Consider the following 22,720-nt stretch of genomic DNA (forward strand, 5'->3'; position numbering starts at 1 on the left):
GCCGACCAGCGTCGCGATCTCGTCTTCGGACGTTTCGGGAAGCGCCTGCCGCAGTGCCGCCGCCATGTCGGTGTCGTCGAGCGCGGCGAAGCGCAGCACGCGGCAGCGCGAGCGGATCGTCGGCAGCAGCCGTCCCGGCGCGTGGCTGACCAGCAGGAAGATCGTCCCCGCCGGCGGCTCCTCGAGGTTCTTGAGCAAGGCGTTGGCGCCGTTGCGCTCGAGATCGTCCGCCGCGTCGATGATGACGACGCGGCGCGCGCCCATCGACGGCGTCGTCGCGAACATCGGCTGGAGGCTGCGCACCTGCGCGATGGTGATGCTGCGCGCGAGATCCTGATCCGGCTTGTCGGCATCCTTGGGCAGGCGGTGCAGCACGCGCAGATCGGGATGCGAGCCGGCATCGACCAGCGCCCGCGTCGGATGGCCCTCCGGCACGGCGAGGCCCGGCGCGACGGCGCCCGTGGCGCTCGCCTCGGCGAGCAGACGCAGCGCCGCGCGATGCGCGAAGCTGGCCTTGCCGACGCCTTCGGGGCCGACGATCAGCCACGCATGATGCAGCGAGCCGCCGCGCAAGGCCGCGGCGAAGGCGGCCTGCGCGTCGCTATTGCCGAACAGCTCGCTCACCGGCGTCGGATCAGCCGAACAGCGAGGTCAGCCCCGCCCAGGCGCGACCGAAGAAACCGGCTTCGCCGACGTCCTTGTCCGCGACCAGCGGCAGGCGCTGCTCGGGCAGGTCCGGCGCGGTGACGACGAGATCGGCGATATGCTGGCCCGCCTTGATCGGCGCGCGGATCGGGCCTTCGTAGACGACCTTGGCGTGCATCTCCGGCACCGCGCCGGCCGGCAGCGTGACGGTCAGGTTGCGCGGCGCAACGAGGCCGACGCTGCTCGCGCCGCCCATCTGCACCTCGGCGGTCGAGACCTGCTTGCCCTGCGCGACGATCGGCTTGGCCTGCCAGGCGCGGAAGCCCCAGTCCATGAACCGCACCGATTCCTGTGCGCGACCGTTGGACGAGGTCAGCCCGGCGACGACCATCACCAGACGGCGGCCGTTCTGCTCGGCCGATCCGGTGAAGCCGTAACCCGCCTCTTCGGTATGGCCGGTCTTCAGCCCGTCGGCGCCCGCCACGCGGCCGAGCAGCGGGTCGCGGTTCGCCTGGGTGATGTCGGCGCCCGCGCCGAGCGTCTTGCCCCAGGTGAAGCTCGGCAGCGAATAGAAGCGCTTGTACAGGTCCGGGAAGTCGCGGATCGTCGCGCTGGCGAGATGGGCGAGGTCGCGCGCGGTGACATAGGTGACGCCATTGTCGGGCCAGCCGTTCGAAGTGCCGAAATGACTGTTGGTCAGGCCGAGCTTCTTCGCCTCCGCGTTCATCCGGTCGGTGAAGGTCTGCTCGGTGCCGCTGATCCCCTCGGCGAGGACGACGCAGGCGTCGTTGCCCGACAGCGTGACGATGCCCTTGAGCAGATTCTCGACGCTGACATTCTCGCCGGTCGACAGGAACATCGTCGACCCCGCCTGCGGCCCGTGCCAGCGCTGCCACGTCTCGGGACGGACCTGGAACGTCTGGTTGAGCTTGAGCTCGCCCTTCTTGATCATGTCGAACGCGACATAGACCGTCATCATCTTCGCCATCGACGCAGGCGGCATCCGCCGGTCGGCATCCCGCTGGTACAGCACCGCGCCCGACGACAGATCCTCCATATAGGCGATCGGCGCGCTCCCCTGGAACTGGGGCGCAGCGGCGATCGAGGGAACGGCGGCGGCGACGATCGCGAGGGGAGCGGCAATCAGCTTGTTCATGACGATGGTGAGGCTTTCCGGGAGATGAAGCGGGACGAACTCGGCATAGCGCCGCACGGCGGCGACGTCAGCCCTCAACCGCGTCGGCGAGCAGCCCGACCGACAGAGCGTAGAAATTCGAGCAATTGTAATCGAGAATCACGCGGTAATTGCCGGTGAGCAGATAGGCGGTCGCGCCCGGACCGTCGGGCTCGATCAGCGTCGCCTGCACAGTGTCCGCGGGCCAGCGCCGCCCCTGCGGCACAAGTCCGAGCGCGCGCCACTCCGCCATCGTCCGCCAGCGGCTGTGCCGTTCGAACACGCGCGGGCAGCGCGGGCTGACCATCCGGTTGGTGATGCTGCGCCGGTCGAGCGACGCCGGCACGCTGACCGCGACACCCCACGGCTGACCCGGTCGCCAGCCGGCATTGGCGAAGTAATTGCCGATCGAGGCGAGCGTATCGGCCGGGCTGGTCCAGATATCCGCGCGCCCGTCGCCATCGCCGTCGCGTGCGAGCCGCAGATAGACGGAGGGGAGGAATTGCGGATTGCCGGTCGCCCCTGCCCAGCTGCCTTTCAGCTGTTCGCGCGGAATGCCCCGATCGAGGATCTTGAGTCCGGCGATGAATTCGCCCGCAAACAATTCGCGCCGCCGCCCTTCATAGGCGAGGCTGGCGAGACTGCGCAGCAGGTCGAAATTGCCGGTATAGGCGCCGTAGTTGGTTTCATGCCCCCAGATTGCGACCATGATCGATTCGGGCACGCCGGTCTCGCGCTCGACCCGCGCCAGCCGGGCGCGTTGCGCCTGATAGGTCGAACGGCCACGACCGATTCGCGCCGCATCGACGTGGCTCGTCTTGTACGGCGCAAAGGGCGGGGTCGCGGTGCTGCCCGGATTGCCCGGCTGGGCCCGATCGAGCTGGATCGTGCGGTCGCTGAGCGTCAGCGTCGGGAAGACCGAGTCCACCGTCCGCTGCGTCACGCCGGCGGCCAGCGCCTGCTGCCGCAGCGTCTGAAGATAGGCCTGAAACCCCGCCTCGTCCTGCGCGGCGACCGGCGCCGCGGCGGCCAGCGCCAAGCTCATGGCCAAAGCGCCGGTCGTCAGCGCGCGTCGCAATCCTTGCCCCCACATGCCGGCGGTGGTGCCACAGCCGGCGCGGCGCGTGAACCTCTTATCGTCGCAGGGCTTGCACGGGCAGCCGCGGTGCGACTATCCGGGGTCCGCCGGAGGGATGGCCGAGTGGTTTAAGGCAGCGGTCTTGAAAACCGCCGTAGGTGGAAGCCTACCGTGGGTTCGAATCCCACTCCCTCCGCCACCCGGCACCAGCGCCCTTCCCTATTTCGCCGGGCCGAGCAGCTTCTGCGCGAAATAGGTCATCTGCAGCGCCTGCAAGCGCGCGCCCTGTTCGATATCGGCGTCGCCGGAATGGCCGCCGGCGGTGTCCTCGTAGAAGAGGTACGGCAGGCCGTATTCCTTCAGCCGCGCGGCGAACTTGCGCGCGTGCTGCGGGCCGACGCGGTCGTCCTTGGTCGTCGTCCAGATATAGGGTTCGGGATAGGCGACGCCGCGCTTGATGTTCTGATAGGGCGAGATGGTTGCGAGGAAGGCGCGCTCCTCGGGCACCGATACCGAGCCATATTCGTCGACCCATGACGCGCCCGCGGCGATCTGTTCGTAGCGGAGCATGTCGAGCAGCGGCACCTGGATCGTCACCGCCTTCCAGAGGTCGGGATGCTGGTTGAACTCGACGCCCATCAGCAGGCCGCCGTTCGATCCGCCATAGATGCCGAGCTTGGCCGGACTGGTCAGCTTGCGCGTGAACAGGTCCTTGGCGACGCTGGCGAAATCGTCGTAGATCACCTGCCGCTTGGTCTTGCGCCCGGCATCGTGCCACTTCGGCCCGAACTCGCCGCCGCCGCGGATGTTGGCGAGGACGTAGGAGCCGCCGCGCTCGAGCCACAATTTGCCGGTGATCGCCGAATAGCCGGGCAGCATCGGCAGCTCGAACCCGCCATAAGCGGTCATGATCGTCGGCGTGCTGCCGTCGAGCGCGATGCCCTTCCTGTGGACGATGAAATAGGGCACCTTGGTACCGTCGGTCGAGGTCGCCTCATGCTGTTCGACGACGAGGTTGCTCGCGTCGAACTTGGCGGGCAGCGTCTTGACCGGTGCGGCGACGCGGCCGCTCGCGGCGTCGATCGGCAGCAGGGTCGTCGGCGTCAGGAAGCCGGTGACGGTGAGATAGCCGTGATCGCTCTTGTCGTCAGCGCTGGCGACACCGAGCGAGACGTTGTCGGGCAGCGCGATCGGCCGCGCCGTCCACCCGCCCGCGCCCGGCGTATAGACAGCCGCACGCCCGCGAACATTGTCGTTGTAGATCAGGACGACATGGTCCTTGGTCGTCACCACCTCGTCGACCGACTGACGCGGGTTGGGCGCGAACACCACGGTCGGGCGGATCGCATTCGCCTGCACCTCGGCGAGCGGCGCCGAGGCGACCGAGCCGGCGGTGATCGCGCCCCACGGATCGCTGGTCTGGAACAGCACCTGGCCGGCGACCATGCCGACCGGGCTGGTCCGCGCCGGAATGTCGAGCTTCTTCGTTCCCGCCGGCGTCCAGACGTGGGTCTCGCCGCCGAAGAAGGTCACCCGCCGCTCGATCGTCACCAGCCGATTGCCCTGGCCGTCGGTGATTACGCCGGCATAGGTGCCGAGCTGGTCGGTCGGCTGGCCGCGGAAGATCTCCTGCGCGCCGGCCAGCGGCTGGCCCCGCTTCACCGTCTTGACGACGAAGGGATAGCTCGACGCGGTCATCGTGCCCTCGCCCCAGTCGCGGCTGACCAGCAGCGTATCCTTGTCGAGCCAGCTCGCGCCCTGTTTCGACTTGGGCAGCGCGAAGCCGCCGGCGACGAACTGGCCGCTGGCGAGATCGAACTCCCGATAGCTGATCGCGTCCTCGCCGCCTTCGGACAGCGCGACGAGGCACAGCCGCTCTTCGGGCTGGAGGCAGGTCGCGCCCTTCCACACCCACTTCTTGCCTTCCGCCTTCGACAGCGCATCGAGATCGAGCACCGTCGTCCACTTCGGCTGCGGCCGGGCATAGTCCGCCTCGCTGGTCCAGCGCCAGATGCCCTGCGGATGATCGGCGTCGCGCCAGAAATTGTAGATCCGGCCGAACAGCTGGCTCGGCATCGGAATACGGTCCTTTGCCGAGGCGATCGCCAGCGCTTCGGCATAGAAGGTCCCGTAGCGCGGATCGTTCTGCAACCGCGGCAGCGTGCGCGCATTCTCCGCCTCGACCCAGGCGAGCGGCTTGGCGCCGTCCTTGTCCTCGAGCCAGAGATAGGGATCGGTCTGGGTGCTGGTCGTCATGGCGGTGCTTTGCGCGAGCGCGGGCGCGGCGGCAAGGATCGTCGAGGCGATCAGCAGGCTTCGGAGGATCATCGGCGCTAGTCTCCCTGTCGTTGGACCGGTCTTGCCGGGCAAAGCGTTGCCGCGCAATCCGCCGCGACGATCAGGAGACACGCGATGACCGATGGCCTGCCCCTGCCCCGCCGCTATGTCGCTATCGGCGCCATTTCCGCGGGGACGGCGCTGGTCATCATCGACGGCGGCATCGCCACGGTGGCGCTGCCGACGATCGCGCGCGACCTGCACGTCGGCAACAGCGCGGTGGTGGCGGTGGTCACCGTCTACCAGCTGATCCTGGCGATGATGATCCTGCCCTTCGCCGGGCTGGGCGACAAATTCGGGTTGAAGCGCACCTATCAGTTCGGCCAGCTCGTCTTCACCGTGGCGACGATGCTGTGCTTCTTCGCCAAGAGCCTGCCCTTCCTGCTCGTCGTGCGGGCCGCGCAGGCGCTGGGCGCGGCGGCGGCGCTCAGCGTCTCGTCGGCGCTGATCCGCTCGATCTACCCGGCGAAGCAGCTGGGGCGCGGGCTCGGCATCAACTCCGTCGTGGTGTCGAGTTCGGCGGCGCTGGCACCGACGCTCGGCGGCCTGGTGCTCGGCATCGCGCCCTGGCCCTGGGTCTTTGCGAGCGCCGTGCCGTTCGCCTTGCTCAGCCTCGTCCTCGGTCGGGCCCTGCCGGCGCCGCAGCCGCGCGACGAGCCGTTCGACGTGCTCGGCGCGGTCATGTGCGCGAGCATGATCGGCCTCGTCATCTCGGGGGCGGAGAGCGCCGTCCACGGCGACAGTCCCGTGGTGTCGGCGGCGATCGTCGCGGTCGGCGCCGCGATCGGCTGGATCTTCGTGCGGCGCGAGCGTGGCGAGGCGAAGCCGATCCTGCCGATCGACCTGCTCGCGCGGCCGGTGATCGCGCTGTCGGCGATCGGCGCCTATACCGCCTTCACCGCGTCGATGACCCTGCTGCTGTCGACGCCGTTCCGCTTGCAGCATGGCTTCGGCTTCTCCGCCGCCGAGGTTGGCGCGGCGATCGCGCCATGGCCGCTCACCAATATGATCGTCGCACCGCTCGCCGGCTGGCTGTCCGACCGGGTGCCTGCGGGCGTGCTCGGCGGGATCGGCATGGCGGTGTCGATCGTCGCGCTGCTGCTGATCGCCACGCTGCCCGCGGACGCGGCCTATGTCGACATCGCCTGGCGTATGGCCTTGTGCGGCTCCGGTTTCGGTCTCTTCCTGCCGCCCAACGCCCGCCTCATCATCGGCTCGGCCCCGCGGGAGCGGGCCGCCGCCGCCGGTGGACTGGTCGGCACGGTCCGGCTCGTCGGGCAGACGACCGGCGCGACTTTGATCGCGGCGCTGCTCGCGATCAACGTCGGCGCCGGCATGGCGCCGCCGCTGGTCGCCGCCGGCCTTGCGGCGGTGGCGGGGATATGCAGCCTCGCCCGCCTGCGCCCGTCGATCCGCAACCCGCGCAGCGACGAGGCGGAAGACCAACAGCCGGGAACGCAGGTCTCGCGCTGACCCGCACCCGGTCGGTCTCAGCGCACCGTCAGAACACCGCCCGCGCGGTCGGCTCGCCCATCATGCGCTGACGGACGAGCGGGATCGCCGGGCCGCCGTAGCTCAGGAACTGGTCGTGGAAGGCCTTCCACGCCGTGCGGCCGCCCCGCGTCGCAGTCCAGTCGTCGCGCAGCTTGCGGATCATCAGCTTGCCGAGCGTGTAGTTGAGATAGGCGGGATCGTAGGTGCCGCGCGCCGCCTGCTGGCGCGAATTGCCTTCGTCCTGATAGCATTGCTCGCGGAACATCTGCAGGCTCTGCGCCTGCGTCATGCCGCGGGCGTGCAGGCCGATCGCCGACAGGAAGCGGCAGTCGCGCAGCAGCGCGTTGCTGATCTGGCCGACATGCGTCTCGGCATCGCCATTGCCGAGGCCGGCGTCCCACATCATCTCCTCGGCATAATGCGCCCAGCCTTCGGCGAAGGCATAGCCGACGAAGACCCGGCCGAACATCGACGGCGAGCGGTTGGCGTGGAGGAATTGCAGGAAGTGCCCCGGCATCACCTCGTGGACCGAGGTGAACAGCAGATCCTTCTTGCCCGGCACGAAGGCATCCTGCGTCTTCTTGTCCCAGGCGGGATCGGGCGGCGAGATATAATAGACCGAGGGGACGTTCTTCTCATACGGCCCGGCGGGATCGATATAGGCGGAGTTCTGCCGGTTGTAGGGCGGACTTTCCTCGACCTTCGCTTCCTCGGTGCCGGGGATGGTGACGAGATCCTTGGCGATGACGAACGCCCGCAGCTCCGGGATCTGACGGCGCGCCTCGGCGACCGGGCCGTCGGGCGACTTGTTGGCGTTCATCTTGTCGATGCAGGCGGGGATCGTCTGGCCGGGCGCGAATTGCCGGCAGGCGGCGGCGAGCGCATCCTGGTTGCGCTTGAGGTCGGCGCGTCCCGCCGCTTCGAGCGTCGCGAGCGGGGTATCGACGCCTTCCGTCGCGCGGACCATCCGCTGGAATCGATCGGCGCCGAGTGCGAAATCACCGGTGGCGGTGCCGCGCTGTCCCTCGAGCCAGGTGCCGAGCGCCCGCACGGCCGCGCTCGCCGCCGCGGCGGACGTGGCGAGCTGTTTCTGCAAGGCCGGGTCGCGCACCTCCGCGAAGGCGGCCTTGGCATCGCCCGTGTAGTAATCGGCGAAGCCGTTGAAGCCGGCGACGCCATAATCGATGAACGATCGCGGCATCGGCGTCTTCAGATTGGCGCGGATCGCCTGCGCCGCCGCCGGCACCCGGCCGAAGAAGGCGACCAGCGCCTTCATCCGCGTCGGTGCGTCGGCATAGGGCCGCGCGATATAAACGTTGGGATCGAGCCCGCCCCCGACATAATAGGCCGGGTTGGTGTGCGGCTGATCGGCATCGTCGAGCCAGAACAATTTCCCTTCGGCGACGCGGATCAGATAGTCGCGCTCGAACCGCTCGTCGAGAGTGAGGTCGGCATCCTTGAAGCCGCGCGCGCGGTCGATCGCCTGGCGGAGGAAGGCCGACTGGCGTTTCAGCCCGGCCGCGCTCCAGTCCGGCAGTTGGCCGTCGAAATCGTGACGGCCCTGATAGACCGCAGTGGCTGGATCGAGCTTGAACCAGCCTTCGATGAACCCGTCGCGAAAGGCGGCGAAGCCCTGCGTCGCAGCAGTCCGCGCCTGGCTCTGTGCCGGCGCCGGCGTTCCGCCGAATCCTGCTGCCGTGGCGATGGCGAGCAGCGATGCCGCCGCGATGATCCGCATGACTATGTCCCCTGATTCGTTTGGTATACGTCATGCTGGCACTGCCACGCGGCGAACGCCAGCGAGGAACAGCGCGCCGGAAGCCACGTTGTCGCCAACGGATTACGAGAGGATCGGCCATGCCTTATGTGAAGACGCGCGACGGTACCGACATCTATGTCAAGGATTGGGGATCCGGCCGGCCGGTGATCCTGCTGCACGGCTGGCCGTTGTCGGCGGACAGCTGGGATCCGCAGATGATGGCGCTGGCCGATGCCGGCTTCCGCGCGATCGCTTATGACCGGCGCGGCTTCGGCCGGTCGGGGCAGCCGTGGAGCGGATATGAGTATGACACGCTCGCCGATGATCTCGCCGACGTGATGGCGGCGACCGGTGCCGACAGCGACGCGACGCTGGTCGGTTTTTCGATGGGCGGCGGCGAGGTCGCCCGCTACATGAGCCGGCACGGCGGCAAGGGCGTGATCGCCGCGGCGCTGGTCTCGTCGGTCGTACCCTATATGCTGAAGACCGACGACAATCCCTATGGCACGCCCGAGGACAAGCTCGCCGAGATCGGAGAGAATATCCAGAAGGACCGCGCCCATTTCTTCCGCGACACCTTCTTCAAGCAGTTCTTCGGCGTCGGCGTGATCAGCCATCCGGTCAGCGACGACGTGCTCGACGCAGCGACGGCGACGGCCTTGCAGGCGGGGCTCAAGCCGACGCTCGCCTGCGCCGAGGCGTTCGGCCATACCGACTTCCGCCCGGACCTGGCCGCCTTCCGCGTCCCGACGCTGATCATCCACGGCACCAGCGACCAGACGGTGCCGATCGACGCCGCCGGTCGCGCCGCCGCGGAGGGCATCGCAAACAGCCAGCTCGTCGAATATGACGGTGCCCCGCATGGCCTGTTCGCGACGCATGGCGATCGCCTGACCAACGATCTGCTCACCTTCCTCGGCCGCTGAGGCCTGATAACCGGACCGTATCGCCCGCGCGTCAGACGACTGGCGCCGGGCGATCGGCTCCCCTATCCCACCGGCGGGCGCCGGCCGGCGTCCGCGGCCTGCACAGCGGGGATGCCTTGAGTGACCGACCCTGAAATCTACCCGATCACCGGCGATTGGACCAACGCCAGCCTCAACCCCAAACGCTACGAAGACCTGTACGAAGCCGCCGCGAGCAGCCCGGGCAGCTTCTGGCTGGATCAGGCGACCAAGCGCCTCGACTGGATCGAACCACCGACGATCGCCGGCGACTGGTCGTTTGCCAAGGCCGACTTCCATATCCGCTGGTTCGCCGATGGTCAGCTCAATGTCGCCGCCAACTGCCTCGACCGTCATCTCACCAAGAACGGCGATACCGTCGCGATCATCTGGGAGCCGGACGAGCCCGGTGAGGCGGCGCGCCACATCACCTATCGCCAATTGCATGCCGAGGTCTGCCGCTTCGCCAACGTGCTGAAGGCGCAAGGCGTCGCCAAGGGCGACCGCGTCACGCTCTACATGCCGATGATCCCGGAAGCGGCCTATGCCGCCCTCGCCTGCGCCCGGATCGGCGCGATCCATTCGGTGGTGTTCGGCGGCTTCTCCGCCGATGCGCTCGCCGGCCGGATCGAGGATTGCGGATCGAAGATCGTCATCACCGCCGACGAGGGCCGCCGCGGCGGCAAGCGCATCACGCTCAAGGCCTGTGTCGACGAAGCGGCGAGCCGTGCCCCGTCGCTGGAGCGGGTCATCGTCGTGCGCGCGACCGGTGCCGACGTGCCGATGGGGGAGCGCGATATCTGGTATCACGACGCGCTGGCCACGGTGAGTGACATCTGCCCGCCCGAGCCGATGGCGGCGGAGGATCCGCTGTTCATCCTCTACACCAGCGGGTCGACCGGCAAGCCGAAGGGCGTGCTGCACAGCTCCGCAGGCTATCTGCTGTGGGCCGATTTCACCTTCAAGATCGCCTTCGATTATAAGCCCGGGCAGGTCTTCTGGTGCGCCGCCGACATCGGCTGGGTCACCGGGCACAGCTACATCCTCTACGGCCCGCTCTCGAACGGCGCGACGACGCTGATGTTCGAAGGCCTGCCGACCTGGCCCGATGCGAGCCGCATCTGGCAGGTGGTCGATCGCCACAAGGTGCACACGCTGTTCACCGCTCCCACGGCGCTGCGTGCACTGATGAAGGAAGGCGACGACTTCGTCCGTCGGACCGATCGGTCATCGCTCAAGCTGCTCGGCTCGGTCGGCGAGCCGATCAATCCGGAGGCCTGGCGCTGGTATCACGACGTCGTCGGCGAGGGCCGCGCGCCGATCGTCGATGCCTGGTGGCAGACCGAAACGGGCGGCATCATGATCGCCCCCCTGCCCGGTGCCGTGCCGATGAAGCCGGGCTCGGCCGCCAAGCCATTGCCGGGCGTAATGCCGCAGCTCGTCGACGACCAGGGCACGCCGCTGACCGGGCCGGCCTCGGGCAATCTCTGCATCACGCAGAGCTGGCCGGGGCAGATGCGCGGCGTGTGGGGTGACGACGAGCGGTTCTTCCAGACCTATTTCACCACCTATGAAGGCAAATATTTCACCGGCGACGGCTGCCGCCGCGATGCCGACGGTTATTACTGGATCACCGGACGCGTCGACGACGTGATCAACGTCTCCGGTCATCGGATGGGGACCGCCGAAGTCGAGAGCGCGCTCGTGCTGCACGAAGCGGTGGCAGAGGCCGCGGTGGTCGGCATGCCGCACGACGTGAAGGGACAGGGCATCTACGCCTATGTCACGCTCAACGCCGGCGTGACGGGCGATGACGAACTGCGGCGGGCGTTGATCGCCTGGGTGCGGCACGAGATCGGCCCGATCGCCACGCCCGACAAATTGCAGTTCGCGCCGGCCTTGCCGAAGACCCGATCCGGCAAGATCATGCGCCGCATCCTGCGCAAGATCGCCGAAGGGGATACGTCGAGCCTCGGCGACACGTCGACGCTCGCCGATCCGGCGGTGGTCGACGATCTGATCGCCAACCGCGTCGTCTGACCCCGTGAGCGGCGGGAGGCTGGTCTTGCCCTCCCGCCACCGCCCGGAGTAAGCCGCGCGCGAGGGAGACGAGAGCGATGCGCAGCGCGAACAGGATCGGCTGGGGCGTCGTCGCGCTGATCGGCGCCGGGGCGCTCGGCGTCATCGCCAATGCGCGCGGCGAAGCGATCAACGCCGTCTGGGTGGTGATCGCGGCCTTGTGCGTCTACCTGATCGCCTATCGCTTCTACGCGCGCTACCTCGCCCGGATCGTCGGGATCGATCCGGCGCGACCGACGCCTGCGATGCGCCATCCCGACGGCCTCGATTTCGTTGCCACCGACCGGCGCGTGCTGTTCGGCCACCATTTCGCCGCGATCGCCGGCGCCGGACCGTTGGTCGGGCCGGTGCTCGCCGCGCAAATGGGGTATCTGCCAGGCATGTTGTGGATCCTCGCCGGGGTCGTGCTCGCCGGCGCGGTGCAGGACTTCATGGTGCTGTTCCTGTCGATGCGCCGCGACGGTCGCTCGCTCGGCGAGATGATCCGGCTCGAGATGGGCGCGGTGCCGGGGACGATCGCGTTGTTCGGCGCTTTCATGATCATGATCATCATCCTCGCGGTGCTCGCGCTGATCGTCGTGCGGGCGCTGGCGGGCAGTCCCTGGGGCCTGTTCACCGTCGCCGCGACCATCCCGCTCGCGGTGCTGATGGGCGTCTATACCCGCTGGATCCGGCCGGGGCGGGTCGGAGAGGTGTCGTTGCTCGGCTTCGTCGGGCTGATCCTGGCCATCGTCTACGGGCGCGACGTCGCCGCCTCCGCGACGCTCGCGCCGTGGTTCACCTATTCGCCGGTCGCCCTGTGCTGGATCCTGATCGGCTATGGCGCGATCGCGTCGTTGCTGCCGGTCTGGCTGCTGCTCGCACCGCGCGACTATCTGTCGACCTTCCTCAAGATCGGCGCGATCGCCACGCTGGCGATCGGCATCGTCGTCGTCGCGCCGCCGTTGCGGATGCCGGCGCTGACCGCCTTCGTCGACGGCAGCGGACCGGTCTGGTCGGGCTCGCTCTTCCCCTTCCTGTTCATCACCATCGCCTGCGGCGCGGTTTCGGGCTTCCACGCGCTGATCGCAAGCGGCACCACGCCCAAGCTGATCGCGAGCGAGGGCGATGCGCGCTTCATCGGCTATGGTGCGATGCTGATGGAGAGCTTCGTCGCGATCATGGCGCTGGTCGGTGCGTCGATCATTGATCCCGGCGTCTATTTCGCGATGAACAGCCCCGCCGCGGTCGTCGGCACCGACGCGGCCAGCGCCGCGGTCGCCGTTACCGCGATGGGCTTTCCGATCACGCCCGAGACGATCGCCACCACCGCCCGCGATGTCGGCGAAACGACGATCATCAGCCGCGCCGGCGGCGCGCCGACGCTGGCGGTCGGCATGGCGCATATCTTCAGCGCAGTGGTCGGCGGCCGGGCGATGATGGCCTTCTGGTATCATTTCGCGATCCTGTTCGAGGCCTTGTTCATCCTCACCGCGGTCGACGCCGGCACGCGGGCCGGGCGGTTCATGCTGCAGGATCTGATCGGGCTGGCGGTGCCGTCATTCCGTAACGCGACGAGCTTCCTGCCCGGCCTGATCGGCACCGGGCTGTGCGTCGCGGCCTGGGGCTTCTTTCTGTACCAGGGCGTCACCGACCCGCTCGGCGGCGTCAACACGCTCTGGCCGCTGTTCGGCATCTCCAACCAGATGCTCGCGGCGGTCGCGCTCGTGCTCGCGACGGTGGTGCTGTTCCGGATGAAACGGCAGCGCTACGCCTGGGTGACGATCCTGCCGGCGATCTGGCTGGTGCTGTGCACCGTCACCGCCAGCCTGCTCAAGCTGTTCGCCAGCGATCCCCGCGTCGGCTTCCTCGCCCATGCCAACCGCTTCGCGGATGCCGCCGCGCGGGGGCAGATGCTCGCCCCGGCGAAGACGCTCGCCGAGATGCGGCGGATCGTGCTCAACGACCGGATCGACGCGATACTCTGCGCGCTGTTCCTCGCCGTGGTGGCATCGATCATCGGCTATGGCATCCGCACCTGTCTGATCGCGCGCAGAAGCGACGCGCCTAGCGTCATTGAAATCCCGGCATGGCCGGCGCCGGCCGAATGAGCCTCAAGGCCCTCTGGCGCGGCCTCGCCGATACCGGCAGGCTGATGGTCGGCGTACCCTCCTACCAGGCCTATTGCGCCCATATGGCGGAGGCGCATCCCGATCGGCCGGTGCTGAGCGCGACCGCCTTCTTCCGCGATCGGCAGCAGGCGCGGTACGGCGGTCGCGGCGGCGGGCGGTGCTGCTGAGCGCGGCTCAGCCGAGCAGCAGCAAGGTCACCGCGCATATCGACAGCGCCGCGCCGCTCGCGCAGCACAACAGGCCGAAGCCGCATTGGCACAAGGTCGGTTCGTACCGGTCCATGGCATCCTCCATGCCGCTCTCCCGGCGGCGACAGAGAGCTTAACAAAGCCCGGATCGGAAGCAATAGGCTAGCGCGTGCGGGTATCGCCGCCGTCGAGCCCATCGAGCGCGGTGAGCAGCTTGGCCAAGGTCGACGAGAGTTGCGCGCGCTCGTCTGCGTCGAGCGCACCGAAGACCGCGTCGATCAAGTCCTGCCGCAACGGCTCGGTCTCGCCGAGCACCCGTCGTCCCTCGTCGGTGATCGAAACCTGTTTGACGCGTCGGTCATGCGCGTCGGGGGTCCGCGCGACGAGGCCGTCGCGCTCCAGTCCATCGATCGCCTCGGTCACCGTGCGCGGCGCGTTGTCGAAGAAGTCGGCGATGTCGGCCGCCCGCGCCGGACCGCGCTTGTGCAGGAACAGCAGCAGCTTGGTGCGGGCCAGTGACGCGCCTTGTTCTGCCATCCGGCGGTTCATCAGACGCTGCATGCGCAGGAAGAGGCGGAACAGGTCCGACGCGAGGGGTTCGTTGCAAGCCATATGTGAGGACCCTCATTAAATGGTCTTGCACTATGCTGCAAGTGCGAGCATTTAAACGGCAACGACGAACCAAGAAGATGAATGTGATGGCCCAGAACGAGCATCCTGTTGCGGACACTGCCGAATCGCACGACGAACCGGAAGCGCCCGCCGCCGCGGCGTCACCCGAGAAGAAGCGTCGCATCCGGCTGATCCTGCTGATCGTCGCGCTGGTCGTGGTAATCGGCGGCGTGCTGTGGTTCGTCCGCTACCAGAGCGTCGGCAAGTTCATGCAGAATACCGACGATGCCTATGTGCAGGCCGATGCGGTGACCGTCTCGCCCAAGGTGTCGGGCTATGTCGATCAGGTCTTCGTCGCGGACAATCAGCAGGTCAAGGCGGGCACCCCCCTCGTCCGCATCGATTCGCGCGACTATCGCGCGCAGGCGGCGCAGGTCACCGCGCAGATCGACGTGGCCCGCGCCAACGCCGAAGGCGTGCGCGCGCAGATCCGCGAGCAGCAGGCGGCGATCGACAAGGCCCGGTCCGACCTTGCCGCCGCGCGCAGCGATGCCGCCTTCGCGCATAGCGAGGTGCGCCGCTACCAGCCGCTCGCCGCGTCGGGAGCGGAAACGCGCGAGAAGCTGTCGACCTTGCAGAACCAGGCGCGGCAGGCGGATGCGCAGGTCGCCGCGGCCAATGCCGCGCTGGTCAGCGCGACGCGTCGGGTCGGCACGCTCCAGGCGCAGGTCCAGCAGGCGCAGGCACAGGGTGAGGCGAGCCGCGCCCAGCTTGCCGCGGCGCAGGTCAATCTCGGCGCCACCATCCTGCGCGCCAGCATCGACGGCCGGGTCGGCGACAAGACGGTGCGCGTCGGCCAGTATACGCAGGCGGGCACGCGGCTGATGTCGATCGTCCCCGTCCAGCAATTGTATGTCGAGGCCAATTTCAAGGAAACGCAGCTCGGCCTGATGCGCGTCGGCCAGCCGGTGACGCTGGAGGTCGATGCCCTGCCCGGTGTCGAGATCCACGGCCGCGTCGAAAGCGTCTCGCCCGGCACCGGCGCGCAATTCTCGTTGCTGCCGCCGCAGAATGCGACCGGCAATTTCACCAAGATCGTTCAGCGCGTGCCGGTGCGCATCGCGCTCGACGCGGGGCCGGAGACGCGCAAGCTGCTGGTGCCCGGCATGTCGGTCGACGTCACGGTCGACACCCGCTCGGCGAAGGGCAGCGTCCAGCGCATCCGCGACGAGCAGGACCAGCATAACGAGCGGCGCGGGAAATGAGCGCCGCCGTCCCGGCTGAAACGGCGGCGGCATCGCCGCCCGAGCGCGCCGATCTCGCCGCGTGGCTGGCCGTCGCGGCGGGCAGTCTCGGCGCGCTGATGGCGACGCTCGATATCTCGATCGTCAACTCGGCGCTGCCGGTCATCCAGGGCGAGATCGGCGCGAGCGGCACCGAGGGAACGTGGATCGCCACCTCCTATCTGGTCGCCGAGATCATCATCATTCCGCTCTCCGCATGGCTGGAGCGCGTGCTCGGCCTGCGCACCTTCCTGCTGATCGCCTCGGTGCTGTTCACCGCCTTCTCGGTGGTCTGCGGCCTGTCGACGACGCTGACGATGATGATCATCGGCCGCGCCGGGCAAGGCATCACCGGCGGCGCGCTGATCCCGACGGCGATGACGATCATCGCGACGCGGCTGCCGCGCAGCCAGCAACCGATTGGCACCGCGCTGTTTGGTGTCACCGCGATCCTCGGCCCGGTGCTGGGGCCGCTGATCGGCGGCTATCTGACCGAGAACGTCAGCTGGCATTACGCCTTCTTTCTCAACATCCCGGTCGGTGCGGTGCTGCTCGTGCTGCTGCTCGTCGGCCTGCCCTATCAGAAGCCGCACCTCACCGAATTGCTCAAGGCGGACTGGCTCGGCATCGCCGGCCTCGCTCTGGGACTCGGCGGACTGACCGTCGTGCTCGAAGAGGGGCAGCGCGAGCAATGGTTCCAGTCCGCCCTGATCCTCAAGCTCACCGCGCTCACCATCGTCGGGCTCGTCATGCTGATCGCCGGTCAGTTCATCGCGAAGAAGCCGGTGGTCAAGCTCCGACTGCTGCTCGACCGCCAGTTCGGCAGCGTGGCGACGATGGGCCTCGTGCTCGGCATGGTGCTGTACGGCAGCAGCTACGTCATCCCGCAGTTCCTCGCCGCCATCTCCGATTACAATGCGTTGCAATCGGGCAAGGTCGTGCTGCTCAGCGGCATTCCCAGTCTGTTGATGATGCCGCTGGTGCCGCTGCTGATCCGCCATCTCGACATTCGCGTCGCGGTCGCGTCGGGGCTGCTGCTGATGGCGTTGAGCTGCCATCTCGATACCACGCTGACCGCGGCATCGGTCGGCAGCGCCTTCACCGACTCGCAATTGCTGCGTGGCGTCGGCACGATCCTCGGCTTCGTCTTCCTCAACCAGGCGGCGATCGCCTCGGTCAAGCCGGAGGAAGCGGGCGATGCCGCCGGATTGTTCAGCGCCGCGCGCAACATCGGCGGGTCCTTCGCGCTCGCCGGGATCGCGACCCTGCAGGATCAGCGCAGCTATCTGCACAGCCGTCGCATCGACGAGGTCCTCAACGCCAATTCGGTGGCGTTGCAGGATTATCTCGCCGCGACGGCGCGTTCGCTCGGCAGCACGGCGACCGCGATCCGCTCACTCGGCGGCACGATCCAGCGCGAGGCGCTGGTGATGACCTATAACGATCTGTTCTGGCTCTTGTCGGTCGGCATCTGCTGCGTGGTGCCGCTCGTCCTGTTCCTCCGCCCGCTGCCGCAAGGCAAAGCCGTGGCGATGCATTGAGGCGATGATGCAATTCTCCCGCACCCCCATCCTGCTGCTGCCCGCGCTGGCGCTCGCCGCCTGCACGGTCGGGCCGAACTACGCCGGCCCGCCCAAGACCTTGTCCGACGCCAATGGCGCTCCCCGCTTCGTGCGTGGTGGCGCGCAGGTCAGCCCTGCCGCACCGACGGTCGCGGCCTGGTGGACCCAGCTCCACGACCCGTTGCTCGACACGCTCGAGGCGCAGGCGCTCGCCGCCAATCCCAATATCGCGGTCGCCACCGCGCGGCTGCGGCAGGCGCGGGCGTCGCTGCGGCTGGAGCGTGCCAATCAGGCGCCGAGCGCCAACGCCTCCGCCACCTATCTCCATGCCCGCATTCCGGGCTTCGACTTCGGCGGCGGCAGCAGCGACGGCAGCGCGAGCGCGGTCGACGTCTATAATCTCGGCTTCGACGCGAGCTGGGAGGTCGACCTGTTCGGCGGTCGCCGCCGGTCGGTGGAAGCCGCGCGCGCGCAGTCCGAGGCGGCCGAGGCGAATGTCGCCGACGCGCAGGTCAGCCTGACCGCCGACGTCGCGCAGGCCTATGTCAGCTTGCGCGACGTGCAACACCGGATCACCCTGTCGCGCGACAATGCGCGCATGCAGCAGCAGATGCTCACGCTGACCGAGCAGCGCTTCGCCCAGGGTGCGGCGTCGGACCTCGATGTCGAGCGGCTGCGGGGGCAGGTCGAGACGACCAATGGCCAGATCGTCCCCTTGCAGGCGGAGGCGGAGCGCTACCTCAACGCCATTGCGGTGCTCACCGGCCGCGAGCCCGGTGCGCTCGATGCAACGCTCACGCCGGGAGGCGCGGTGCCGCTACCGCCCGCGGCGGTGGCGATCGGCGATCCCGCCGCGCTGTTGCAGCGTCGCCCCGACATTCGCGCCGCCGAGCGCCAGCTGGCGCAGCGTACCGCGCAGGTCGGCGTTGCCGATGCCGCGCGCTTCCCGCGTCTGACGCTGCTCGGCCTGATCGGGCTGGGTGGCACGCGGCTGTCCGATATCAGTCCCGACAAGCTCGTCGGCATCGGTGCGCCGATGCTGCAATGGAATTTTCTCGACTTCGGTCGCAACCGCGCGCGGATCCATCAGGCGGAAGGACAACGCGACGAGGCGGAGGCGCAATATCGCGGGGCGGTGCTGGTCGCGCTGCGTGATGCTGAGGATGCCTTGTCCCGCTTCGGCCATCGCCGCGACACCGTCGCCAGCCTGATGCGCAGCAAGGCGAGCGCCGACCGCGCCGCCGACCTGATGCAGCAGCGCTTCCGTGCCGGCACTGCGACGCTGATCGACACGCTCGACGCCGAACGTCAGCGCGTTGCCGCCGAGCAGAACACGTCCGCGGGAGTCGCCAGTTTGACCGGCGACTATATCGCGTTGCAGAAAGCATTGGGGCTAGGCTGGGGAGAGCCGCCGCCCGCCGCCTGATCCGATATACAAAATATTGATTTTACGGCTTCATTCTGGAATGAACAGACTATGCGCCGCGTCCGCTGCGCCGGGAATTCATCGATGAGCATCGTCGTCCGGACATTGTCCGACCAGGTATTTGAAATCGTGCGCGAGCGGATCGTCGACGGATCGATTCGCGCCGAAGCGCCGATCCGGCAGGACGCTCTTGCCGCCGAACTCGGGGTCAGCAAGATTCCGCTGCGCGAGGCATTGGTCCGCCTCGAACATGAGGGGCTGATCCACAGTCAGGCGAACCGCGGCTATGCCGTGCGGGCCTTGTCGGCCGAACAGGCGGATGAGATCTACGCGCTGCGCCTCGCGATCGAACCGCGCGCCGCTGCGATCGGTGCGGCGGAAGCCAGCGAGGCGGATCGGCGCCACGCCCGCGAGGCGCTCGACGCACTCGAAGAGGCGCGCGGCGCGGCGGCGACCGAGATAGCGGTCCGCCACCGTCGCTTCCACGTCGCCTTGGTCCGGCCGGGCGACCGGATGCTGACGACGCAGCTGATCGAGCGGCTGGCGATGCTCGCCGAGCGTTATGTCATCGCGCATCTTGCCCCGGAGGGCCGGTTCGCCCGCGCCGATCGCGAGCATCGTGAGTTGCTCAACGCCTGGCTGGATGGTGACGGCGATGCGGTCGAACAGGGAATGATCCGCCATCTCGACCTGACCCGCGCCGATCTGGACGCCGAGCTCCAGCACCTGCGCGTTCGCTGAGCGCGTTCCGCTTGCTGTAAGAAAGGGATCGCTGCGGCGATCCCGGCGGATCGATCCGCCCTGCCCGCGCTTGGCGGGAAATTGGTCGGGGCGACAGGATTCGAACCTGCGACCCCCACACCCCCAGTGTGATGCGCTACCAGGCTGCGCTACGCCCCGACCGAGGGACCGTTGCCATGCGGCGACCGATCCCGGAGCGGGGCCTGTAGGCGGGTCCGGCGGGGGATGCAAGCGGCCTTTGTCAAAGCCGCGCCGTGGCGTGCCGTTGCAGCGGCGCAACATTGCGCCACGAGGGAACCGATGCTAGCGCGCAGATCATCTTGCGCGGGGAATGTCTTCCGCCGATCAGCCATGCACGGATACGATGTTTATCTCTCCAGCTTACGCCCAGACCGCCGGCAGCGCCGCTGAGCCCGGCGGCCTCGCCTCGCTCATCAGCTTCGCGCCGTTGCTGCTCATCTTCATCGTCTTCTATTTCCTGATGATCCGGCCGCAGCAGACGCGGATGAAGGCGCTGCAACAGGCGGTCGCCGCGGTGAAGAAGGGTGACAGCGTCGTCACCGCGGGCGGCATCGTCGGCCGCGTCACCAAGGTCGAGGACAATTTCGTCGAAGTCGAGATCGCGCCGAACACCCGCATCCGCGTCGTCAAGTCGACGCTCGCCGAGGTGACCGGGCTCAACACCAAGCCGGCGAACGACTGATGCTCGACTTTCCGCGCTGGAAGGTGGCGACGATCTGGGCGATGCTGGCGCTGCTCTGCGCGCTGTCGATCCCGACGTTCCTGCCCGAATCCGTCACCAGCAACTGGCCGATCCACCCGCGCGTCAACAAGGGGCTCGATCTCGCCGGCGGCAGCTATCTGATGCTCGAGGCGGATACGCAGGATCTCGCCAATACGCGGATCGAGGCGCTGCGCGAGCAGATCCAGGGCACGATGCGCAACGGTACGCCGCGGATCGAGATCGGTGACATTTCGACGCGCAACAACCAGATCAGCTTCCTGCTCCGCGACCCCAGTCAGGTCGATGCGGCGCGCGAGCGGCTGCTCGGCATCACCGGCGGTGGCGCCGGCATGACCGGGCAGCGCGAATGGGACATCCAGGTCGTCGATTCGAGCCGCTTCGTGCTCTCGCCGACGCAGGCCGGCCTGCAACAGGCGATCAAGGTCGCGATGGAGGATGCCACCGACGTCGTGCGGCGTCGTATCGACGAACTCGGCACGCGCGAGCCGACCATCGTCCGCCAGGGCGACAATCGCATCCTCGTGCAGGTGCCCGGCCTGCAAAACCCGCAGGCGCTCAAGGACCTGCTCGGCAAGACCGCCAAGCTCGAATTCAAGCTGGTCGACACCAACGCCAATCCCGCCGACACTGCGCGCGGCGTCGCCCCGATCGGCAGTCAGATCCTGCCCTCGGTGACTCCCGGCCTGCCGCCGACGGTGGTCAAGCGTTCGGTGATCATCTCCGGCGATCAGCTCGCCGACGCCCGCCAGGCGTTCGATCAGCAGACTAACGCACCAAACATCCAGATCACGTTCAACGCCACCGGCGGCAACCGCTTCGCGCGGGTGACGCAGGCGAATGTCGGCAAGCCCTTCGCAATCATCATCGACAACAAGGTGGTCTCGGCGCCTCGTATCGAAACTGCGATTCTCGGCGGTTCGGCGGTGATCAGTGGAAGCTTTACCACCGACAGCGCCAATCAGCTGGCGATCGCACTGCGGTCGGGCAAGCTGGCGATCAACCTCAAGGTGATCGAGGAATCGACCGTCGGTCCCGACCTCGGTGCCGATTCGATCCGCTCGGGCATCATGGCCTGCGCCGTCGCCGTCGCGCTGGTCGTCGCCTTCATGTTCGTGACCTACGGCCGCTTCGGCCTCTATGCGAACATCGCCGTCATCATCAACGTCTTCGTCATCCTCGGCGTGCTGGCGATGCTCAAGGGCACGCTGACGCTGCCGGGGATCGCGGGCTTCGTGCTGACGATCGGCACCGCGGTCGACGCCAACGTGCTGATCAACGAGCGCATCCGCGAGGAACGCCGACGCGGACGCTCTGTCGTCCAGGCGGTCGAACTCGGCTATAAGGAAGCGAGCCGGACGATCTTCGAAGCGAACATGACGCACGCCATCTCCGGCTTCATCATGTTCGCGCTCGGCTCCGGCCCGGTCAAGGGCTTCGCGGTCGTGCTGCTGATCGGCATCGCCACCTCGGTCTTCACCGCCGTCACCTTCACGCGCATGCTCGTCGCGCAGTGGATCCGGCGCGAGAAGCCCAAGACGATCAACATCTGAGGCGAAAGGCCAAGACATGCGCCTCCTGAAAATCGTTCCCGACAACACCAACATCGACTTCGTCCGGCTGCGCGGCTGGGCGTTCGGACTGACGCTGCTGCTCAGCGTGATTGCGGTGGGACTCACCGGCCTGCGCGGTCTCAACCTGGGCGTCGACTTCGTCGGCGGTCTGATGATCGAGGAGAAGTTCCCGACCGCGCCGGACCAGGACAAGGTCCGCACCGTCATCGACCGGCTCGGCGTCGGCGAGGCGGCCTTGCAGCAGTTCGGTGACCCCAAGACGCTGACCATCCGCCTCCCGGTTCAGAACGGCGCCGACGAGGGCGCGACCAACGCCGTCGTGAAGAAGGTCGAGGGCGCACTCGCGCAGGCCTTCCCCGGCGCGACGTTCAGCCGCTATTCGACCGTGTCGGGCAAGGTCTCGGGCGAGCTGATCCAGCATGGCATCCTCGCCGTCGTGCTGGCGGTGCTCGGCATCGGCCTGTTCGCGATCGTACGGTTCGAATGGCAGTTCGGCGTTTCGACGATCGTCGCGATCGTCCACGATCTGCTGATGACGGTCGGCTTCTTCGCGCTGTCGCGGTTCGAATTCGATCTCAACATCATCGCCGCGGTGCTGACGATCATCGGCTATTCGATTAACGACAAGATCGTGATCGACGACCGCATCCGCGAGAACATGCGCCGCTATCGCAAGATGGACATGCGCGAGATCATCAACCTGTCGGTCAACGAGACGCTGCCGCGGACGGTGATGACCTCGGTGACGATCCTGCTCGCGCTGGTCGCGATGCTGCTGCTCGGCGGCCATGTGCTGCGCGGCTTCACCGCCGCGATGATCCTCGGCATCATCGTCGGCACCTATTCGTCGATCTACGTGTCGTCGTCGCTGCTCATCACGCTCGGCCTGCGCGCCGATCCCAATGCCGGGGGCAAGCCGCAGCGTGGCGCGATCGATCAGGCGGAGCGCGTCGCCCCGCGCGAGCGCTAAG

The 22,720-nt window shown here is 67.9% G+C and carries 18 protein-coding genes and 2 tRNA genes; 13 read left to right on the forward strand and 7 right to left on the reverse strand.

Annotation, left to right across the window (positions count from 1 at the left end; translation table 11 throughout):
- The 3 genes from BW41_RS18510 to BW41_RS18520 all read right to left on the reverse strand — a co-directional run.
- A partial coding sequence (locus BW41_RS18510; RefSeq protein WP_037536512.1) for an AAA family ATPase occupies positions 1–624 on the reverse strand: 624 nt, incomplete at its 3' end.
- Between the two features lie 10 nt (positions 625–634).
- A complete protein-coding gene (locus tag BW41_RS18515; protein WP_037536736.1) occupies positions 635–1,801 on the reverse strand; it encodes a D-alanyl-D-alanine carboxypeptidase family protein in 1,167 nt (388 codons plus the stop codon).
- A 67-nt stretch (positions 1,802–1,868) separates the two neighbouring features.
- Positions 1,869–2,864, reverse strand: a complete 996-nt coding sequence (locus BW41_RS18520; protein ID WP_235199829.1) for a lytic murein transglycosylase — start codon at positions 2,862–2,864, stop codon at positions 1,869–1,871.
- A 142-nt stretch (positions 2,865–3,006) separates the two neighbouring features.
- Here BW41_RS18520 and BW41_RS18525 point away from each other — a divergent pair.
- Positions 3,007–3,096, forward strand: a tRNA-Ser gene (locus BW41_RS18525).
- 20 nt (positions 3,097–3,116) lie between these two features.
- Here the strand turns inward: BW41_RS18525 and BW41_RS18530 are convergent.
- The gene (locus BW41_RS18530; protein WP_037536518.1) at positions 3,117–5,225 is read right to left on the reverse strand and encodes a prolyl oligopeptidase family serine peptidase; all 2,109 of its coding nucleotides are present in this window, start codon (positions 5,223–5,225) and stop codon (positions 3,117–3,119) included.
- A gap of 84 nt (positions 5,226–5,309) precedes the next feature.
- Here BW41_RS18530 and BW41_RS18535 point away from each other — a divergent pair, with 84 nt between their 5' ends.
- Complete coding sequence (locus BW41_RS18535) at positions 5,310–6,707, forward strand: MFS transporter (protein WP_037536520.1); 1,398 nt, start codon at positions 5,310–5,312, stop codon at positions 6,705–6,707.
- Positions 6,708–6,735: 28 nt separating this feature from the next.
- On the opposite strand, the gene BW41_RS18540 is transcribed toward BW41_RS18535, so the two are convergent.
- On the reverse strand, positions 6,736–8,466 hold the full coding sequence (locus BW41_RS18540; RefSeq protein WP_037536522.1) for a DUF885 domain-containing protein: 1,731 nt from the start codon (positions 8,464–8,466) through the stop codon (positions 6,736–6,738).
- 119 nt (positions 8,467–8,585) lie between these two features.
- On the opposite strand from BW41_RS18540, the gene BW41_RS18545 reads away from it, so the two are divergent.
- The 4 genes from BW41_RS18545 (at position 8,586) to BW41_RS18560 (ending at position 13,788) form a co-directional block, all read left to right on the forward strand.
- Positions 8,586–9,413, forward strand: coding sequence for an alpha/beta fold hydrolase (locus BW41_RS18545; RefSeq protein WP_037536524.1), 828 nt, complete (start codon positions 8,586–8,588; stop codon positions 9,411–9,413).
- A gap of 120 nt (positions 9,414–9,533) precedes the next feature.
- Positions 9,534–11,471 (forward strand): acetate--CoA ligase, encoded by a 1,938-nt coding sequence (acs, locus tag BW41_RS18550; protein WP_037536526.1) that lies wholly within the window; start codon positions 9,534–9,536, stop codon positions 11,469–11,471.
- 77 nt (positions 11,472–11,548) lie between these two features.
- Complete coding sequence (locus BW41_RS18555) at positions 11,549–13,600, forward strand: carbon starvation CstA family protein (protein WP_037536528.1); 2,052 nt, start codon at positions 11,549–11,551, stop codon at positions 13,598–13,600.
- Positions 13,597–13,788, forward strand: a complete 192-nt coding sequence (locus BW41_RS18560) for a YbdD/YjiX family protein (protein WP_037536738.1) — start codon at positions 13,597–13,599, stop codon at positions 13,786–13,788. Before BW41_RS18555 ends, BW41_RS18560 begins: the two co-directional genes overlap by 4 nt.
- Before the next feature lie 183 nt (positions 13,789–13,971).
- Here BW41_RS18560 and BW41_RS18565 read toward each other — a convergent pair whose 3' ends face one another.
- Positions 13,972–14,346: a MarR family winged helix-turn-helix transcriptional regulator gene (locus tag BW41_RS18565; protein WP_235199830.1), complete on the reverse strand. Its 375-nt coding sequence runs from the start codon at positions 14,344–14,346 to the stop codon at positions 13,972–13,974.
- Positions 14,347–14,507: 161 nt separating this feature from the next.
- On the opposite strand from BW41_RS18565, the gene BW41_RS18570 reads away from it, so the two are divergent.
- The 4 genes from BW41_RS18570 to BW41_RS18585 all read left to right on the forward strand — a co-directional run bounded on the left by BW41_RS18570 (position 14,508) and on the right by BW41_RS18585 (position 19,433).
- Complete coding sequence (locus tag BW41_RS18570) at positions 14,508–15,686, forward strand: HlyD family secretion protein (RefSeq protein ID WP_037536740.1); 1,179 nt, start codon at positions 14,508–14,510, stop codon at positions 15,684–15,686.
- Complete coding sequence (locus tag BW41_RS18575) at positions 15,683–17,245, forward strand: MDR family MFS transporter (RefSeq protein WP_037536532.1); 1,563 nt, start codon at positions 15,683–15,685, stop codon at positions 17,243–17,245. Before BW41_RS18570 ends, BW41_RS18575 begins: the two co-directional genes overlap by 4 nt.
- Positions 17,246–17,252: 7 nt before the next feature.
- Positions 17,253–18,692, forward strand: coding sequence for an efflux transporter outer membrane subunit (locus tag BW41_RS18580; protein ID WP_037536742.1), 1,440 nt, complete (start codon positions 17,253–17,255; stop codon positions 18,690–18,692).
- Positions 18,693–18,776: 84 nt separating this feature from the next.
- A complete protein-coding gene (locus BW41_RS18585) occupies positions 18,777–19,433 on the forward strand; it encodes a GntR family transcriptional regulator (protein WP_037536534.1) in 657 nt (218 codons plus the stop codon).
- A gap of 82 nt (positions 19,434–19,515) precedes the next feature.
- On the opposite strand, the gene BW41_RS18590 is transcribed toward BW41_RS18585, so the two are convergent.
- Positions 19,516–19,592, reverse strand: a tRNA-Pro gene (locus BW41_RS18590).
- Between the two features lie 205 nt (positions 19,593–19,797).
- Between BW41_RS18590 and yajC the strand changes: the two genes are divergently transcribed.
- Genes yajC through secF form a run of 3 tightly spaced genes read left to right on the forward strand, consistent with a single transcriptional unit; the run spans position 19,798 to position 22,719 of the window.
- Positions 19,798–20,136 (forward strand): preprotein translocase subunit YajC, encoded by a 339-nt coding sequence (gene yajC, locus BW41_RS18595; protein ID WP_037536538.1) that lies wholly within the window; start codon positions 19,798–19,800, stop codon positions 20,134–20,136.
- Complete coding sequence (gene secD, locus BW41_RS18600; protein WP_037536539.1) at positions 20,136–21,728, forward strand: protein translocase subunit SecD; 1,593 nt, start codon at positions 20,136–20,138, stop codon at positions 21,726–21,728. Before yajC ends, secD begins: the two co-directional genes overlap by 1 nt.
- Positions 21,729–21,744: 16 nt before the next feature.
- Positions 21,745–22,719 (forward strand): protein translocase subunit SecF, encoded by a 975-nt coding sequence (gene secF, locus BW41_RS18605; protein WP_037536541.1) that lies wholly within the window; start codon positions 21,745–21,747, stop codon positions 22,717–22,719.
- Position 22,720: the final 1 nt, after the last annotated feature.

It is taken from the genome of Sphingomonas sp. RIT328 (assembly GCF_000632225.1).
In the GTDB taxonomy this organism is placed as follows: domain Bacteria; phylum Pseudomonadota; class Alphaproteobacteria; order Sphingomonadales; family Sphingomonadaceae; genus Sphingomonas; species Sphingomonas kyungheensis.